This is a genomic window from Burkholderia sp. Ac-20345 (assembly GCF_017104825.1).
Lineage (GTDB): Bacteria > Pseudomonadota > Gammaproteobacteria > Burkholderiales > Burkholderiaceae > Burkholderia > Burkholderia lata_B.
Map to the genome: position 1 here is coordinate 1 of NZ_JAAGPO010000045.1, position 16,947 is coordinate 16,947.

Annotated in this window: 14 protein-coding genes; 9 read left to right on the forward strand and 5 right to left on the reverse strand. The window is 65.0% G+C overall.

Going from position 1 to position 16,947, the window contains the following annotated elements:
• Nucleotides 1-1,053, forward strand: a 1,053-nt coding sequence (locus G3O06_RS17995; protein WP_205816986.1) for a glycosyltransferase family 4 protein, incomplete at its 5' end; no start/stop codon positions are given.
• Between the two features lie 607 nt (nt 1,054-1,660).
• On the opposite strand, the gene G3O06_RS18000 is transcribed toward G3O06_RS17995, so the two are convergent.
• A complete protein-coding gene (locus tag G3O06_RS18000; protein WP_205816987.1) occupies nt 1,661-2,842 on the reverse strand; it encodes an acyltransferase in 1,182 nt (393 codons plus the stop codon).
• A gap of 217 nt (nt 2,843-3,059) precedes the next feature.
• Between G3O06_RS18000 and G3O06_RS18005 the strand changes: the two genes are divergently transcribed.
• On the forward strand, nt 3,060-3,203 hold the full coding sequence (locus tag G3O06_RS18005) for a hypothetical protein (protein ID WP_006479318.1): 144 nt from the start codon (nt 3,060-3,062) through the stop codon (nt 3,201-3,203).
• A gap of 230 nt (nt 3,204-3,433) precedes the next feature.
• On the forward strand, nt 3,434-4,321 hold the full coding sequence (gene galU / locus G3O06_RS18010; protein WP_011548079.1) for a UTP--glucose-1-phosphate uridylyltransferase GalU: 888 nt from the start codon (nt 3,434-3,436) through the stop codon (nt 4,319-4,321).
• Nucleotides 4,322-4,718: 397 nt separating this feature from the next.
• Here galU and G3O06_RS18015 read toward each other — a convergent pair whose 3' ends face one another.
• Nucleotides 4,719-5,837 (reverse strand): acyltransferase, encoded by a 1,119-nt coding sequence (locus tag G3O06_RS18015; protein ID WP_205816988.1) that lies wholly within the window; start codon nt 5,835-5,837, stop codon nt 4,719-4,721.
• A gap of 257 nt (nt 5,838-6,094) precedes the next feature.
• On the opposite strand from G3O06_RS18015, the gene G3O06_RS18020 reads away from it, so the two are divergent.
• Both G3O06_RS18020 and G3O06_RS18025 read left to right on the forward strand, forming a co-directional pair.
• Nucleotides 6,095-6,544, forward strand: a complete 450-nt coding sequence (locus G3O06_RS18020) for an HU family DNA-binding protein (RefSeq protein WP_122949246.1) — start codon at nt 6,095-6,097, stop codon at nt 6,542-6,544.
• A 254-nt stretch (nt 6,545-6,798) separates the two neighbouring features.
• A complete protein-coding gene (locus G3O06_RS18025; protein ID WP_205816989.1) occupies nt 6,799-7,590 on the forward strand; it encodes an AadA family aminoglycoside 3''-O-nucleotidyltransferase in 792 nt (263 codons plus the stop codon).
• A 148-nt stretch (nt 7,591-7,738) separates the two neighbouring features.
• Here G3O06_RS18025 and G3O06_RS18030 read toward each other — a convergent pair whose 3' ends face one another.
• The 3 genes from G3O06_RS18030 to G3O06_RS18040 form a co-directional block, all read right to left on the reverse strand.
• Nucleotides 7,739-8,212, reverse strand: coding sequence for a VOC family protein (locus G3O06_RS18030; RefSeq protein WP_174970867.1), 474 nt, complete (start codon nt 8,210-8,212; stop codon nt 7,739-7,741).
• Between the two features lie 390 nt (nt 8,213-8,602).
• Complete coding sequence (locus tag G3O06_RS18035; RefSeq protein WP_205816990.1) at nt 8,603-9,763, reverse strand: porin; 1,161 nt, start codon at nt 9,761-9,763, stop codon at nt 8,603-8,605.
• Nucleotides 9,764-10,167: 404 nt separating this feature from the next.
• The gene (locus G3O06_RS18040) at nt 10,168-11,100 is read right to left on the reverse strand and encodes a YihY/virulence factor BrkB family protein (RefSeq protein ID WP_174970873.1); all 933 of its coding nucleotides are present in this window, start codon (nt 11,098-11,100) and stop codon (nt 10,168-10,170) included.
• A 142-nt stretch (nt 11,101-11,242) separates the two neighbouring features.
• On the opposite strand from G3O06_RS18040, the gene fdnG reads away from it, so the two are divergent.
• From fdnG to fdhE, 4 genes are all read left to right on the forward strand, one after another.
• Nucleotides 11,243-14,314 (forward strand): formate dehydrogenase-N subunit alpha, encoded by a 3,072-nt coding sequence (gene fdnG / locus G3O06_RS18045; protein ID WP_174978862.1) that lies wholly within the window; start codon nt 11,243-11,245, stop codon nt 14,312-14,314.
• 10 nt (nt 14,315-14,324) lie between these two features.
• The gene (gene fdxH / locus G3O06_RS18050; RefSeq protein WP_205816991.1) at nt 14,325-15,239 is read left to right on the forward strand and encodes a formate dehydrogenase subunit beta; all 915 of its coding nucleotides are present in this window, start codon (nt 14,325-14,327) and stop codon (nt 15,237-15,239) included.
• Nucleotides 15,236-15,862, forward strand: coding sequence for a formate dehydrogenase subunit gamma (locus G3O06_RS18055; RefSeq protein WP_011355693.1), 627 nt, complete (start codon nt 15,236-15,238; stop codon nt 15,860-15,862). Before fdxH ends, G3O06_RS18055 begins: the two co-directional genes overlap by 4 nt.
• Before the next feature lie 109 nt (nt 15,863-15,971).
• Entirely contained in the window at nt 15,972-16,907 is a 936-nt protein-coding gene (gene fdhE, locus G3O06_RS18060; protein ID WP_205816992.1) for a formate dehydrogenase accessory protein FdhE, read from the forward strand.
• Nucleotides 16,908-16,947: the final 40 nt, after the last annotated feature.

Below are 16,947 nucleotides of genomic sequence, written 5' to 3' on the forward strand. Positions count from 1 at the left end.
TCGTTCCGCGCGGCGCTCGACGAGATCGGCGCGCGCGTCGACGTGGTCGACCAGGGCGCGCTCGCGGGCGTGCGCAAGCAGGGCGGCGTGTCGGTCGGCGCGTTGAAACAGCTCGTGCGGCTGGTGCGCGATGTCGCGCGCCGTGCTCGCCGTGCCGAAGTGATCTACGCGAACACGCAGCGCGCGATGGTGGTCGCCGCGCTCGCCGGGCGGCTCGCGCGCAAGCCGGTGGTGTGGCACCTGCGCGACATCGTCAGCACCGACCATTTCGGCAGCAAGCAGCTGCTGGCGATCAAATACTGCGCGCGGCTTGGCGTCACGCGCGTGATCGCGAATTCAGACGCGTCCGCGCAGGCGTTCCGTAAGCTGACGGGCTTCACGCCGCAGCACGTCGATGTCGTGTTCAACGGCATTTCGGCCGAGCCGTTCGATGCGCTGGAAGGCGTCAGCCAGGGCGCGCTGCGCGCGCGGCTGGGGTTGCCCGAGCACGCATGGCTCGTCGGTTCGTTCAGCCGCCTCGCGCACTGGAAGGGGCAGCACGTGCTGCTGGAGGCCGCTGCGCGGCATCCCGACATGCACGTGGTGCTGGTCGGTGCGCCGCTGTTCGGCGAGGACGAATATGCCGCGCAGTTGCACGAGTACGTCGCGCGGCACGGAATGGAAGGGCGCGCGCATTTCCTCGGGTTCCAGCGTGACGTGGCGGCATGCATGACGGCGGTCGATGTCGTCGCGCACACGTCGATCACGCCCGAGCCGTTCGGGCGCGTAATCGTCGAGGGCATGCTCGCGCGCCGGCCGGTCGTCGCGGCCCGCGCGGGCGGTGTCGTCGAGATCATCGAGGATGGCGACAACGGGCTGCTTTGCACGCCGGGCGATGCGACTGAGCTGGCCGACGCGCTGGATACGCTGAAGCGCGACGGCGCGCTGCGCGAGCGGCTCGTCGCGAGCGGGCGCGCGACGGCGGTGCGCCGGTTCGGCACCGAAACCTACGTCGAGCGGGTCGAGAAGATCCTCGCGGATACGGCGAAGGCCGCGAAGGCGAAGAAGCAGTAGCAGTCGCCGGCGCGCGCCGGCGGGAAACGAGCCCTCATGCGGCGGTGTGCTGCGTGGGGGCTTTGTTTTTCAGCGCGGGGCCGAGTCGGGTGACTGGCGAGCGGGTTGCTGTGCGCCACGTAGGGTGCGTGCTTGATCGGTCGTCGGTTGGAGGTGCGTGGCGGGCGACGCGAGCCTGCGGCGCGAGAAGGTTACGTGAGAGGTAGGCGTGAGAAGGCGAGGCGAGAAGGAGACGCCAGAAGGAGGCGCCAGAAGGAGACGCCAGAAGCTGACGCCAGAAGCTGACGCCAGAAGGAGACGCCAGAAGGAGACGCCAGAAGGAGACGCCAGAAGGAGACGCCAGAAGGAGACGCCAGAAGGAGACGCCAGAAGGAGACGCCAGAAGGAGACGCCAGAAGCTGACGCCAGAAGCTGACGCCAGAAGGCCGCGCCCAGGCAGCCTCGGTAGTGAAAGCCGGTCGAGGGCGGCCCATGCGGGCCGTAGCGCGGCCCGACGCCGGACGGCTACCCATCCACGTCAACCCTGCGTGCCGGCGCGCTCAAGCCATGAAAAAGCCCCCGCGCAGCGGGACGCCGCGCGGGGGCTCTGGACAGCGGGCCGGCCGGTTCAGACGGCCCGTTCGGGCGCCGGCGTGACGACCCGAGCGGGGCGCGCCGGCTTGAAGCTGGCCGACCAGGTCATCGCCGGCCGTTCGAACATCCGGTAGAACAGGTACGCAACCGGGATCGCGGCGGCCATGAACGCGAACGACGGCCAGATCGACAGCTGCAGCTCGGATTGGAACAGCACCGAGCCGAGGCAGACGAACAGCGGCAGGTGGATCAGGTACAGCGAGTAGCTGAAGTCACCGAACCAGCTCAGCACACGCAGCGGCGGCGTCGGGCGCGGCGGGCGGGCGAGCGCGCGGTACAGGAAGCATGCGAAGCCGGCCGACCAAAGCTGGAACGCGCCGTACTGGCCGAAGTGGAACGCGCCGCAACCGGCAGCCAGCAGCACGGCGGCCGCGCCGTACCACGCGCGCGACGGCACGGTGGCCGCGCCGCCGCCGCGCGCCTGCTGCGCACGCACGTCGGCGATCCACGCGCCGATCGTCCAGGACAGCCAGTACGACGTGAAGAACTGCAGGTCGTGCCGTTCGAGCAGCCACGCCGACGCGACGTTGACGAGCGCGACCGCGGCCACGACCGCCGGCATGCCGATGCGGCGGCGGATCGCGAACAGCAGCGGGTAGATCGCGTAGAACTGCACTTCGAGCGACAGCGTCCACAGCGCGCCGTTCGATCCGTACGTGTAGCCGGCGACGCCCTGCAGCGAGAACAGGTTCACGAGGAACGCGACGAGGCCGACGTCGCGGATCTTGTGGCTGACGGGCTCGATCTGCAGGCTGACCGAGTCGAGCGCGAGCGTGAACAGCAGTGCGGCGAGCAGCACCGGGTAGATGCGCGCGAACCGGCGCACCCAGAAGTTCGGCGCATCGAGCCGGTACGCGGGATCGGCCGCGAGCTTGAGCGCCGCGTTGCGGTGGATGCAGTAGCCGCTGATCACGAAGAAGATCGGCACGCCGGCGGAGCCCCACGCGAACGGGAAGGTCAGGTAGCCGGCGATCGCGCCTGGGGTGAGCGCATGGCCGTAAGCGTGATGGAAGCTCTGCATGCCGACCCAGACGACCTGGCGGCAGTGGAAATAGGCGACGAGCAGCGCCGCGAAGCCGCGCATCGCGTCGATCACGTGTTCCTTGTGATCGGCGACGGGCGGCGCGGTCAGAGACGATCCGCTGAAAGCTTGCATGCGATTCGATTCCTTGCGACGGATGGACGGGAAGTTTCATCCAATCGTAATGCGCAAGAATTCGATCAATGAATAAAAAAATCTCGCCGGGAAATACCGTTATTCCACATCATGGTTTTATCGCGTTCCGAAAGCGGCTCCGCGAGGCGGGTCAATTATTTACCGATTTTTTTCTGATAGTTTGAAGCTCCAGTTGATTGATGCAAGGAGCGGCAAGATGGACATGCATTGGATCGCGAGCGCTGCAGTACTGCTGGTCATGGCCGTGCTGTCGGCGTACCGCGAGGCGCTGAAGAACGAACCGATTCGCCCGGGTCTCGAACGGGGCGGCGTGCCCTATATCGAGGAATTCGAATCGTAAGAATTTGTATCTGGAAAATCGGTAATTTGTTTCTGCTTCGGCACTCGGTCCGGCAATATCGACCGGGTTGAAAGGATTATATTTTTTCCGGAATCATTGGGCAATCAGTCCATATCGAAAATGAGCGGAGTCGAATTGGCAGTACCGTCGATTCTCGATATGCCGTTCGGAACACAATCGCGCCGGGTCGCTGGTCGACGCGGCGCAGTCAACGCAATCAGGATGCGAACATGTTGAAAGTCACCAAGGCCGTGTTCCCCGTTGCCGGTCTCGGCACGCGGTTCCTCCCGGCAACGAAGGCGAGCCCGAAGGAAATGTTGCCCGTCGTCGACAAGCCGCTGATTCAGTACGCGGTCGAGGAAGCGATCAACGCCGGTATCACCGAGATGATCTTCGTCACCGGGCGCAGCAAGCGCGCGATCGAGGATCACTTCGACAAGTCCTACGAGATCGAGGCCGAGCTCGAGGCGCGCGGCAAGGAAAAGCTGCTGGAGCTCGTGCGCGGCATCAAGCCGAGCCATGTGAACTGCTTCTACGTGCGCCAGCCGGAAGCGCTCGGCCTCGGCCACGCGGTGCTGTGCGCGGAGAAGCTGGTGCACGGCGAGCCGTTCGCGGTGATCCTCGCCGACGACCTGCTGCACGGCGAACAGCCGGTGCTGAAGCAGCTCGTCGACGTGTTCGACCACTATCACAGCTCGGTGATCGGGGTCGAGACGATCCCGCGCGAGGACAGCCGTTCGTACGGCGTCGTCGAGGGCCGTGAATGGGAAGAGGACATCATCAAGCTGTCGGGCATCATCGAGAAGCCGGCGCCGGAAGACGCGCCATCGAATCTCGGCGTGGTCGGCCGCTACGTGTTCATGCCGACGATCTTCGATCACCTGCGCAAGCTCAAGCCGGGCGCCGGCGGCGAGCTGCAGCTGACCGATGCGGTCCAGTCGCTGCTCGCGAACGAGCAGGTGCTCGCGTATCGCTACTACGGTACGCGCTTCGACTGCGGCAGCAAGATCGGCTATCTCAAGGCCACCGTCGAACTCGCGCTCCAGCATCCGGAAGTGAGCCGCGAATTCGAGGCCTACCTGCGTACCTGCTTGCCCGCGCTGGCTGCTGTCGCCTAAGCAGCCGCGCGCTCCGTTGTTTCAGGTGGTGGTTGTTCCGTTGGCCCCGGCCGCTCGCGCGCCGGGGCTTTTTTGCGTGTACAGGTGCGCGGGTGCGCGATCGTGGTGCGCGCCGTCCGCGAGTTTGCCGTGGTGGATTCATTGCTTCGAGAGCGGTGCCGCGTGCGGAGCGGGGCGCACTGACGAGAACGGGCGTCACGCCTGAAACCGGTGCCGCGGCGGGCGACCGGGTGAGCGGATCGGCGGTTTGATTGCATGATGCGCATCGCCGGTCGTGACCGCACCGGTTCTTCCGGCGCCGGTCGATGACGCGACGTCTCGCTGGCCCGGCGTCAGTTCCGGGGTGTGAACCGAATCGCGGTTTTCCCGTTCGATCGTTGCCGCGTCCGTGCGGCGTTCAACGCGCCGACGTGCTCGGCCGCGCGACGAAATGCCGGGCCAGCATCGCGGTGACCGGTTTCTTGAAATCGAGCAGCCGCTTTTCGAGATAGCGCCAGGACAGGTGCGCGAGCAGCACGGCGAATGCGAACTGCAGCATCTCGGATAGCGTGTCGCGGACGATTTCCGGTATGGCCACGTGTGCGACGTGCGCGGGCAGCACGCCGAAACGCGCCGGAATCAGGTTGTGGAACAGGTAGAAGCCGTAGCTGATCGTGCCGAGATAGACGAGCGGCGCCCAGTCGAGCAGCGCCACGACCGGATGCTCGGGTTCGCTGATAATCCACAGCAGCAGCGCGCCGAGCGATGCGGACAGGCCGAGATCCGCGAGCCCCGCGAGCGTGTCGGGCAATGCCGTGCACGCGGGCAGCACGAGGAAGAACACGACGCCTGTCGCGCCGAGCCAGCCCGGCGGAACGCGGCGCACGGCGGCCGTGCCGCGATCGGCGAGCGCCATTGCGCCGACGCCGCCAAGCGCGATCAGCGCGAAATTCCACGGGGAGAACGCGTAGATCAGTACCGGCGATGCGTCGGACAGGTAGAGCGCGAGATGCGCGAGCGCACACAGCACGACGGCCGCGATGCCGAGCGCGACGTGTCGCGCGGCGGGCACCGCGAGCAGTGCGAGCGGTGCAATCAGATAGAACTGCTGTTCAACCGCGAGGCTCCAGAAGTGCGACGTGGAGCCCGGCCAGCCGTCCTTGACGACGCCGATCCAGTAATTCGACAGGAACACCGCATGCCACGCGAGCCCGAGATTGACGCCGCGCTGGTAGAACAGCGCGTGCGCGATCGCGAGCGCGGCGAGCAGCAGGTAATAGACGGGAAAGATCCGCAGCGCGCGTTTCGCGAGGAACAGCGCGAGCGCATGGCGGCGCGTCATGGTGCCGCACTCGACCGCCTGGCGGTTGCGATGCAGCTCGCCGACGATCAGGAATCCGCTGATGAGGAAAAACGTCCACACGCCCAGCTTGCCGACGTCGACGGCAAGGACGTGGCCCTTGTGGGACAGGAAAACGAGGATGACGGCGAGGGCTCGCAGGCCGTCGAGTCCTTTGACGTATCTGGCTTCGCGCATGGAGGCATCCGGGCATTGAGCGAGCCCAGTATAGGTGCGCAAATATCGAACGTAATTCGCAATCGGGTGCCTACGTGAAGGCGTTTTTTGATGCTGGAGCGTCGATGAAATCGGTCGCATGCAAAAAAACCTGCGGGAAACCCCGCGAAAACGCATAAAAGTACTGCACGAAGCGTCAAGGCGCTTGTAGAATCCGGCGTTGAAGCGCGCGCGTTGCACGCTTCGTGTATCCAACGACCACACCTGGTAGGAGAAACATGGCGACTTCCGCAAAAAAGGTGGCCAAGAAGGCTGCCGCACCGGTCACCAAGAAAGTGGCTGCTAAAAAGGCTGCGCCCGCGAAGAAAGTAGTGGCCAAGAAGGTTGTCGCGAAGGCGGCACCGGCTGCTCCGACGCCGCTGAAGGACAAGTTCACGAAGGCATCGCTCGCAACGCACATCGCTGAGCGCGCAGCTGTCGAAGTGAAGGCTGTCAAGGCAGTGCTCGTCGCACTCGAGAACGTCGTGCTGGGCTCGGTCCACAAGAAGGGCGCGGGCGAGTTCACGCTGCCGGGTCTGCTGAAGATCACGGCACAAGTCGTGCCGGCGAAGAAGAAGCGCTTCGGCAAGGATCCGTTCACGGGCGAAGAGCGTTGGTTCCCGGCGAAGCCGGCCAGCGTGCGCGTGAAGGCACGTGCGCTGAAGAAGCTGAAGGACGCGGCAGCGTAATGCTGCGCAGCGGTTGCCGAATGCATGTCGGCAGCCGCTGCGATGTCCGACGATCCCCGTACGCGAAAGCGTGCGGGGATTTTTATTGCGCTGCGCAAATCGCGCGGCAGCGAAGCAGCGAAATCGTGGAAGGTCCGGTTCGACGCGTGACGTACGCCGGATGACGTGCCGCACGTGCGCGATGACGAACGGTATCGTCACCCTTACTTGCGCTCGCTGCACTTGTTGCGTGCGCATCGCGAGACACACGCATCGTGACTGAATTCATTCCCGACGAAATCGCAGCCCAGGTCGCCGCCGCGTGCGACACGATCGAACGGCATCTCGGTGCGACGCTGAAGGCGATCCACCTGTTCGGATCGGCGCTCGATGGCGGACTGAAACCGCGCAGCGACATCGACCTGCTGGTGACGGTGTCGGCCCGGCCCGACGAGCCGGCGCGGCACGCGCTGATGCTCGACCTGCTCGCGGTGTCGGCACCGCCCGGCCGCGCCGACGGCATGCGCGCACTGGAAGTGACCGTCGTCGCGCACGATGAAGTCGTGCCGTGGCGTCATCCGGCACGGCGCGAATTGCAGTTTGGCGAATGGCTGCGTCGCGACCTCGAAGCCGGCATCGTCGAACCGGCGCTCGTCAATCACGATCTGGCGATCCTGTTGACGAAGGTGCGGCAGCACAGTGTCGTGCTGGCCGGTCTGCCGGCGGTCGTGCTGCTCGAGCCGGTGCCCGCGCAGGATTTTGTCGCCGCACTGCTCGCGACCGTCGCGCAGTGGAATGCCGAACCGGACTGGCGCGGCGACGAGTGCAATGTGGTGCTTGCGCTCGCGCGCATCTGGTACAGCGCCGCGACCGGCAGGATCGCGCCCAAGGACGTCGCCGCGACATGGGTGCTGGAGCGTCTGCCGGAAACTTACCGGCCGGTTGTAGCCGCGGCGCGCGCCGCCTATCTCGGCGGCGGGGAAGATGCGACGATCCTGTCGGGCGAACCCCTCGCCGCATTTATCGGCTACGCGCGGCGGACTATCGAATCGATGCTGTCGACGTAGCGGCAGATGCCGCGAACGTGACCGGCGTGCGGGCGATACCGATGCGGATCATGGGCATGTGCGCGGTAGCCGCACGCGCATGCGGTCGAGCCGGATGCCTGTCGGCGACCCGGCGCGTCATCGCGCACGCGCTGTGCGGCGTGCTGCGTCAGCCGGCCGTACCGGCATAGGCGGCCTTCAGCGCGGCGTCGTCGAGCTTGATCATCTGCATCATCGCGGCGGCCACGCGCGTGGCCTTGACCGTGTCCCGGTCGGACACCATCGGGATCAGCGTTTCCGGAACGATCTGCCACGAGACGCCGTAGCGGTCCCTCAGCCAGCCGCAGGCGTCGGCCGTGCCGCCGTTGTCGAGCAAGGCGTTCCAGTAGCGGTCGAGTTCCGCCTGGTCGGCGCAGCTGACCAGCAGCGAGATCGCGTGGTTGAACGTATCGGTGCGCGGGTGGCTCATCGCGAAGAACGGCTGCCCGAACAGCTCGAACTCGACCATCCGCGTGCCGTCGGTGCCGGGCACCGCGGTGACGCGCACGACGCGCGAATCCGGAAAGATGCGTGCATAGAAGGCTGCGGCTTCTTCGGCTTCCGCCGCGTACCAGAGGAAAGGCGTGATCTTCTGAATCGTCATGGCGTATCTCCTGTCTGTATTGGCCGGGGCGCAAATCGCGTGCCGACATCGATACGACGAATGAAGACCGCCGAAATCGACACGCCGGAGCGAACGACCGTCGCACCGGATCCATGGCACCGACAGTGCGGATGGTAGCCATCCGGCGCGCACACAGCGAGAGACCCCTGCGTCAGGAAATCGCGTTTCCGGCGCATTGCAGCCGCCAGGCGCCGCTGCCGGCAGGCCGACGTGCATCGGGTGCCGGGACATCGGCCGTCGGCCGGTGCGGGCCGTACCGGCCCGCCGGCGACGGACGAAAAAAAAGCCAGCCACGGCCGAAACCGATGACTGGCTTTCCAGTTCGGCGGCAAGGCGTCAGAGACGCCATGCACGCCGGGTACGTCGTTTTTAGAACTTGTGGCGCAGGCCGAGAGCGACCAGCTCTTGCGACTTCGTGCCGGCGTAGCCGTACGAGCCGATCGACGCTTGTGCTGCCGACGTCGTGCCGTCCGTGTTGAGTTGCGTGCCGCTTGCGTGCTGATAAGCGCCGACCAGGTAGACGTCCGTGCGCTTCGACAGCGAGTAGTCCGCACCCAGCGAAACCTGATGGTACTTGGCGTCCGTGTTGCCGCTAGCCTTCGTGTACGAATAGCCGAGGCCGAGCAGCAGCGGCGGCGTGATCTGGTACGTCGCGAACGCGCGGCCCGTGTTGTACTTCTGGGTCGAGCTGAAGCCCGAGGCTGCGTCCGGCTTGTACTGTGCGTTGCTGTAGCCGAGGCCGAGCGTCACCGGGCCGATCACGTACTGACCTGCAACTTGTGCGATCGCGATCGACTTAGCCGTCACGTAAGCCGCGTTGATCGGGCCGTCGACGATGTTGTCCGACGTCGTCGAACCCCAGCCCGAGCGCAGGCCGGCGGTCGTCGGCGACGGGTTGTTCGCGTAGAAGTAGCCTGCAGCAACGCCGACCGGGCCGTTGTTGTATGCAGCTGCGACCGACCACGTTTGGCCAGCGCCCGTCTTGCCTGCCACGCCGCCGAGGGCGTACATGCCTTCAGCCTGGAAGCCTGCGAACACCGGCGACGTGTACTTGATCGCGTTGCTCACGCGCAGGCTGTTGTCGTTGTTGTCGACGTCGCCCGGCGTTGCGAACGTGCTGCCGAAGTAGTTGTCTGCCGTGACTGCCTGGACCAGGTCGACCAGCGGGTCGTACTGGCGGCCGAGCGTCAGCGTACCGTACTGGGCGCTTTCCAGGCCGACGAATGCCTGACGGCCGAACATGCGACCGCCCTGGTTAAATTTGCCGGTGCCCGGATCAAAACCGTTTTCCAACTGGAAGATCGCCTTCAGGCCACCGCCGAGGTCTTCAGCGCCTTTCAGGCCGAAGCGGCTGCCTTGCAGGTTGCCCGACAGCATTTGCCACGCGTTGTTACCTTGGCCGTCATTGCCGTGGACGTAGGCGATCGACGTGTCGATCACGCCGTACAGCGTCACGCTCGATTGAGCGTGAGCAGCGCCAGCGGCGCCCAGCAGGGCGAGCGAGAGGGTCGAGAGAGCGAGTTTCTTCATCGTTGAGTATCTCCACGCAAGTGATTCATCATTATTTGTTGCGGATTGGAGAATAGCTCAGTGCCATAGACGCAAGAAAGCTTAAAAAATAAAGTGTCTCGAAAAGGTAACAGCGAGAAAAAGTCTATATATATCAAGCACATCAACGACTGTTTCTGTTTTTGAAAAAGTTGACAATTGCTGCGATGCGATTGTTTCACTAGTTGATGCACATCGCAGCAGACCGCCTGTTTCGGCCAGTTAGTGTACGGAAACGGAGGCTTGCAAACGTTTGCGGTTGCGGCGACGAATGCGCTGGCAAGCAAAGAACATGACAACGCCACGCGAATGCGCGGCGGACACCATGGTTGCCAAGCGTTGGACGGGTGTGCGGGCGCGTGCCGCGATGTCGTGAAAAGGGTGGGTCAGTCGTCGCGCATGCGATCGGCAGGCCGATCGGCTTGAGCAGACGCGGCCGGTGCGGTACCGGCGAGCCGATGCGCGTTGCCGCGGGCCGCTGCGAATTCCGCGCCGAGCAGCAGCACGATCGCGGAGAAGTACAGCCACATCAGCAGGACCGCGAACGATCCGGCCGCGCCGAATGCGCTAGCGGTGCCCGCGTGCGCGAGGTACAGCGCGAACAGCTTCTTGCCGCCTGAGAACAGGATCGCGGACACGATGCCGCCGATCGCGGCGTCGCGCCACGCGACGCGCGCATCGGGCAGGAACTTCATCAACGATGCAAACGCAGCCGCGAGCACCGCGATGCCGACGAAGAACTGCACGAGGTTCGTGACGATCACGTACGGCGAATTGCCGAGCAGCCAGGTGCCGACGAACGTGATCGCGGTGTCGAGCACGAGCGACACGATCAGCAGGAACGCGACGCCGAGCACGAGCCCGAACGAGATCAGCCGCACGCGCACGAGCCCGAGCATGCTCGACCAGCGGCTTTCGGTGGCCGGCCAGATCACGCTGAGCGCGGCACTGAGCGACGCGAAGGTGGCCGACGCGCCGATCGCGAGCGCGGCGAACGAGATCAAGGTTGCGAGGCCGCCGCGCTCGCCCGCGCGGTGCGCGTTCTGCACGATCGTCTGGATGCTGGCCGCCGCGTCGTCGCCGATCAGCTGGTGCGCCTGTTCGAACACCTGGCCGCGCGCGGCGTCGTCGCCGTAGAACCAGCCGGCCACGGCAATCACCATCACGAGCATCGGTGCGAGCGAGAACGCGGAGAAAAATGCGATGCCCGCGGCCATTGCGGAGCAGCGGTCGGCCGAGAAACGCTTGAACGCGGTGAGGGCCCAGTTGGCCTGTTGTTGCGCGAGACGGGTGGCTTCGGAGGTGATCTGTCGTTTCATGACGGTTCGGTTGCGCGCGGAACGCGGATCATCGTTGGTAATCAGACAATTCAGTATTGATCCGAGGAATCGAACATAGTTGCGCGAACTGTCTATAATTCCTTTCAGTTTCCCCACCCCCACAATAACGCCGAGACCAGCCATGCTACAAATGTCCCGGCGCCAGTTCCTGAAGGTGACGGCTACGTCGCTTGCCGGATCGAGTCTAGCCCTGATGGGCTTCTCTCCATCCGAAGCGCTCGCCGAAGTCCGACAGTACAAGCTGGCGCGCACAGTCGAAACGCGCAACACCTGTCCTTACTGTTCAGTGGGTTGCGGCATCCTGATGTACAGCCTCGGAGACGGCGCGAAAAACGCCCAGCCGAGCATCATCCACATCGAAGGCGATCCCGACCATCCCGTCAATCGCGGCACGCTGTGCCCGAAGGGCGCGAGCCTGATCGACTTCATCCACAGCCCGAGCCGCCTGACGCACCCCGAGTATCGTGCGCCCGGCTCGGACAAGTGGGAACCGATCTCGTGGAATGACGCGCTCGACCGCATCGCGAAGCTGATGAAGGCCGATCGCGACGCGAACTTCGTCGAGACGGCGGAAGACGGTGCGAAGGTCAACCGCTGGCTGACCACCGGCATGCTGGCCGCGTCGGCGGGCAGCAACGAGGTCGGCTACCTGACGCACAAGACCATCCGCAGTCTCGGGATGCTCGCATTCGACAATCAGGCGCGTGTCTGACATGGCCCGACGGTGGCAGGTCTTGCCCCGACGTTTGGCCGTGGAGCGATGACGAACCATTGGGTCGACATCAAGAACGCGGACGTGATTCTCGTGATGGGCGGCAATGCAGCCGAGGCCCATCCGTGCGGTTTCAAGTGGGTAACGGAGGCGAAGGCGCACCGCAAGGCGCGGCTGATCGTCGTCGACCCGCGCTTTACGCGTACGGCCTCGGTGGCCGACTACTACGCGCCGATCCGCACCGGCACCGACATCGTCTTCCTGGGCGGCGTCATCAACTATCTGCTGACGAACGACAAGATCCAGCATGAGTACGTGAAGAACTACACGGACTTCTCGTTCATCGTGCGCGAGGATTTCGCGTTCAACGACGGCATCTATTCCGGCTACGACGCGGAGAAGCACGCGTACCCGGACAAATCGAGCTGGGACTACGAGCGCGGCGACGACGGCTTCGTGAAGGTCGACCCGACGCTGCAGCATCCGCGTTGCGTGTACAACCTGCTGAAGCAGCACTACGCGCGCTATACGCCGGACATGGTCCAGCAGACCTGCGGCACGCCGAAGGAGAAGTTCCTGAAGGTGTGCGAGATGCTCTCGACCACCGCCGTTCCCGGCCGCGCCGGCACGATCCTGTACGCACTCGGCTGGACGCACCACTCGATCGGCGCGCAGATGATCCGCACCGGCGCGATGGTGCAGCTGCTGCTCGGCAACATCGGCATCGCCGGCGGCGGGATGAACGCGCTGCGCGGCCACTCGAACATCCAGGGGTTGACCGACCTCGGGCTGATGTCGAACCTGCTGCCGGGCTACATGACGCTGCCGATGCAGTCCGAGCAGGATTTCGACGGCTACATCAAGAAGCGCGTGCAGCTGCCGCTGCGGCCGAACCAGTTGAGCTACTGGAAGAACTACAAGGCCTTCCACGTCAGCTTCATGAAGTCCTGGTGGGGCGATTCGGCGACCGCCGAGAACAACTGGGGCTACGACTACCTGCCGAAGCTGGACAAGCAGTACGACCTGCTGCAGGTGATCGAGCTGATGAATGCCGGCAAGATGAACGGCTACATCTGCCAGGGCTTCAACCCGCTTGCGGCGTCGCCTTCGAAGGTGAAGACGGCAGCCGGCCTCGCGAAGCTGAAGTGGCTCGTGATCATGGATCCGCTCGCGACCGAGACGTCCGAGTTCTGGAAGCATCATGGCGACTACAACGACGTCGATTCATCGAAGATCCAGACCGAGGTGTTCCGCCTGCCGACCACGTGCTTTGCGGAGGAAAACGGTTCGCTCGTGAGTTCGAGCCGCGTGCTGCAATGGCACTGGAAGGGTGCGGAGCCGCCGGGTGAGGCGCGTAGCGACCTCGAGATCATGTCGGGGCTGTTCCTGCGCATGCGCAAGATGTATCAGACCGACGGCGGCAAGTATCCGGATCCGATCGTCAACCTGACCTGGCCGTACGCGAACCCGGAAAGCCCGACGCCCGAAGAGCTCGCGATGGAGTTCAACGGGAAGGCGCTCGCCGATCTGCCCGATCCGAAGGATCCGGCCAAGACGCTCGTGAAGAAGGGCGAGCAGCTGGCCGCGTTCGCGCAGTTGAAGGACGACGGCACGACCGCGAGCGGCTGCTGGATCTTCTGCGGTGCGTGGACGCAGGCCGGCAACCAGATGGGGCGGCGCGACAACTCCGACCCGACCGGCATCGGCCAGACGCTGAACTGGGCGTGGGCGTGGCCGGCGAACCGGCGGATCCTGTACAACCGCGCGTCGTGCGACGTCGCCGGCAAGCCGTTCGACCCGACCCGCAAGCTGATCGGCTGGAACGGCAGCGCGTGGAAGGGGGCCGACATTCCCGACTTCAAGGCGGACGAATCGCCCGAAAACGGGATGGGGCCGTTCATCATGAACCCGGAAGGCGTCGCTCGCTTCTTCGCCCGGGCGGGGATGAACGAAGGTCCGTTCCCCGAGCACTACGAGCCGTTCGAGACGCCGCTCGACGCGAACCCGCTGCACCCGAACAACCCGCAGGCGCTGAACAACCCGGCTGCCCGCGTGTTCCCGGACGACCGCGCGTCGTTCGGCAAGGTGGCGGATTTCCCGCACGTGGCGACGACGTACCGGCTGACCGAGCATTTCCACTACTGGACCAAGCATGCGCGGCTGAACTCGATCATCCAGCCCGAGCAATTCGTCGAGATCGGCGAAGACCTCGCGAAGGAAGTCGGCGTCGCGCATGGCGAGCGCGTGAAGGTGTCGTCCAAGCGCGGCTACATCATCGCGGTCGCCCTCGTCACGAAGCGGATCAAGCCGCTGACGGTCGACGGCAAGAAGGTCCAGACGGTCGGCGTCCCGTTGCACTGGGGCTTCAAGGGTCTGACGAAGCCCGGCTATCTCGCCAATACCCTGACTCCGTCCGTGGGCGACGGCAACTCCTATACACCGGAATTCAAGTCGTTCCTGGTGAAGGTCGAAAAGGCGTAAGGGGAAAGAGATGGCATTGCAATCGCTGGATATCAAGCGCGTCTCGGCCACCACGACGCCACCGCCCACGGTGCGCGAACCGGTGACCGGGAGCGTCGCGAAGCTGATCGACGTATCGAAGTGCATCGGCTGCAAGGCATGCCAGACGGCATGCATGGAGTGGAACGACCTGCGTGACGAGGTCGGCACCAACGTCGGTGTGTACGACAACCCGGCCGACCTGACCGAGCATTCGTGGACGGTCATGCGGTTCTCCGAATACGAGAACCCGGCGGGCGACCTCGAGTGGCTGATCCGCAAGGACGGCTGCATGCATTGCGAGGATCCGGGCTGCCTGAAGGCGTGTCCGTCGCCGGGCGCGATCGTGCAGTACAACAACGGGATCGTCGATTTCCACGAGGAGAACTGCATCGGTTGCGGCTATTGCGTGACCGGCTGCCCGTTCAACGTTCCGCGGATCTCGAAGAAGGATCATCGCGCGTACAAGTGCACGCTCTGTTCCGACCGCGTCGCGGTCGGCCAGGAACCGGCCTGCGTGAAGACCTGCCCGACGGGCGCGATCGTGTTCGGCACCAAGGAGGACATGAAGCAGCACGCGGCCGAGCGGATCGAGGACCTGAAGGAGCGCGGCTTCGAGCATGCGGGGCTGTACGACCCGCAAGGCGTCGGCGGTACGCACGTGATGTACGTGCTGCACCACGCGGACAAGCCGTCGCTGTACCACGGGCTGCCCGACAACCCGTCGATCAGCCCGATGGTGAAGCTGTGGAAGGGCATCGCGAAGCCGCTCGCGGTTGCCGGCATCGCGCTGACGGCGCTCGCCGGGTTCTTCCACTACGTCCGGGTCGGTCCGAACGAGGTGAGCGACGAAGAGGAATCGGCCGCGCGCAACGAGGCGCGACGCATCAAGGAGGACGCGAAATGAATCACGACGACCCCAACCTGATCGTCCGCTACTCGGCGAACGAGCGCACGAACCACTGGATCACCGCGATCACGTTCGTGCTGCTCGCGCTGTCCGGGCTCGCGCTGTTTCATCCGTCGATGTTCTGGCTGACCGCGCTGTTCGGCGGCGGCCAGTGGACGCGGATCCTGCATCCGTTCGTCGGCCTCGTGATGTTCGTGTCGTTCGCGATCCTAGTGGTGCGCTTCTGGCACCACAACGCGCTCGACGCGGACGACCGGCAGTGGCTCAAGCAGATCGGCGACGTGCTGACCAACCAGGAAGACAAGCTGCCGCCTGTCGGGCGCTATAACGCCGGGCAGAAGCTGCTATTCTTTACGCTGGTGGCGTGCCTGCTGCTGCTCCTGCTGTCGGGAGTCGTGATCTGGCGGCGCTACTTCTCGTTCTACTTCCCGATCGGGGTGATCCGCGCGGCCGCTGTCGTGCATGCCGTGGCGGCATTCGTGCTGATCGCGAGCATCATCGTGCACATTTACGCGGCGTTGTGGGTGAAGGGCTCGATCGGCGCGATGGTGCGCGGCACCGTCACGCTGGGCTGGGCTCGCAAGCATCACCCGAAGTGGTTCCGTGAAAGCGTGAAATAACGCACCGGAGCGGGGCGGCTCGCCGATCGCGGCGGGTTGCTCCGGTCCTTCACCGGAACCGCCCGAAAGCGCCGATGCGTCGGCGCTTGTTTATTTGGAAGACATTTTTGTGACACAACGCATTCTCGAACCGACCGAGATCTCGGCACTCGATCATTCGGCCATCCCGCGCTTTCGCCTGCCGGAGCGCGCCACCGCGTTCTCGGCGCGCGCCGCGCGGCTGCGCAAGCTGGCCGACCTGAACCCGATCAGCGGCTACCTGCGGCTGATGGCCACCGTCGCCGATGCGCAGCACGCGACGCTGCAAACGCTGGAGCTACCGCTGCCGTCGAAGGAAGCGATCGCGCGTGCGCAGCAGCATTCGATGCCGCTCGTGCCGGCGCTCGACGGCGAGCGCGATCCGCGTTGGCGTGCCGTGCTGTACGAACTGCTCGACCGCGTCGAAGGCGCCGGGCTCGTCAACCCGCAGCTCGCGAAGCTGCTCGACCGGCTGCGCCTGATGTCGCCCGCCGAACTCGACGCGCAGGCCGACGCGATCCTCGCGCTGCGCTTCGCCGAAGTCGACCCGGCCACCGCGCCGTTCCTGATGGCCGCGCTGCAGGTCGTCTGGACCGATCTCGCCAGCCGCGTTTCACCGGTCGACGTCCCGTATCTCGACCAGCCGGGGCTGTGCCCTGTGTGCGGCACGCATCCGGTCGCGAGCGTCGTGCGGGTCGGCGGCCAGTACCAGGGCTACCGTTTCCTGCAATGCGGGCTGTGCACGACCGAGTGGCACATGGTGCGCACGAAGTGCTCGCACTGCGATTCGACGAAGGGCATCGCGTATCACGGGATCGAGGGCGGCAGCGAAGCCGTCAAGGCCGAATCGTGCGACGAGTGCAAGACCTATCGCAAGATCGGCTATCAGGACAAGGACTACGAGTTCGAGCCGCTGGCGGACGATCTCGCGAGCCTCACGCTCGACCTGCTGATGAACGAAGCCGGCTACCAGCGCAGTTCGCCGAACCCGCTGCTGTGGCCGGATGTCTCGCGGGAAGCGGAATGAAGGCCGGGGCCGGGGCCGCGCGCGAGCGCAGGCGCCGGCC

Excerpts from the sequence above, each read along its gene's own strand:
- G3O06_RS18000 (WP_205816987.1), bottom strand. The coding sequence starts at position 2,842 with ATGCAAGCTTTCAGCGGATCGTCTCTGACCGCGCCGCCCGTCGCCGAT.
- G3O06_RS18005 (WP_006479318.1), top strand. The coding sequence starts at position 3,060 with ATGGACATGCATTGGATCGCGAGCGCTGCAGTACTGCTGGTCATGGCC.
- galU (WP_011548079.1), top strand. The coding sequence starts at position 3,434 with ATGTTGAAAGTCACCAAGGCCGTGTTCCCCGTTGCCGGTCTCGGCACG.
- G3O06_RS18015 (WP_205816988.1), bottom strand. The coding sequence starts at position 5,837 with ATGCGCGAAGCCAGATACGTCAAAGGACTCGACGGCCTGCGAGCCCTC.
- G3O06_RS18020 (WP_122949246.1), top strand. The coding sequence starts at position 6,095 with ATGGCGACTTCCGCAAAAAAGGTGGCCAAGAAGGCTGCCGCACCGGTC.
- G3O06_RS18030 (WP_174970867.1), bottom strand. The coding sequence starts at position 8,212 with ATGACGATTCAGAAGATCACGCCTTTCCTCTGGTACGCGGCGGAAGCC.
- G3O06_RS18035 (WP_205816990.1), bottom strand. The coding sequence starts at position 9,763 with ATGAAGAAACTCGCTCTCTCGACCCTCTCGCTCGCCCTGCTGGGCGCC.
- G3O06_RS18040 (WP_174970873.1), bottom strand. The coding sequence starts at position 11,100 with ATGAAACGACAGATCACCTCCGAAGCCACCCGTCTCGCGCAACAACAG.
- fdxH (WP_205816991.1), top strand. The coding sequence starts at position 14,325 with ATGGCATTGCAATCGCTGGATATCAAGCGCGTCTCGGCCACCACGACG.
- G3O06_RS18055 (WP_011355693.1), top strand. The coding sequence starts at position 15,236 with ATGAATCACGACGACCCCAACCTGATCGTCCGCTACTCGGCGAACGAG.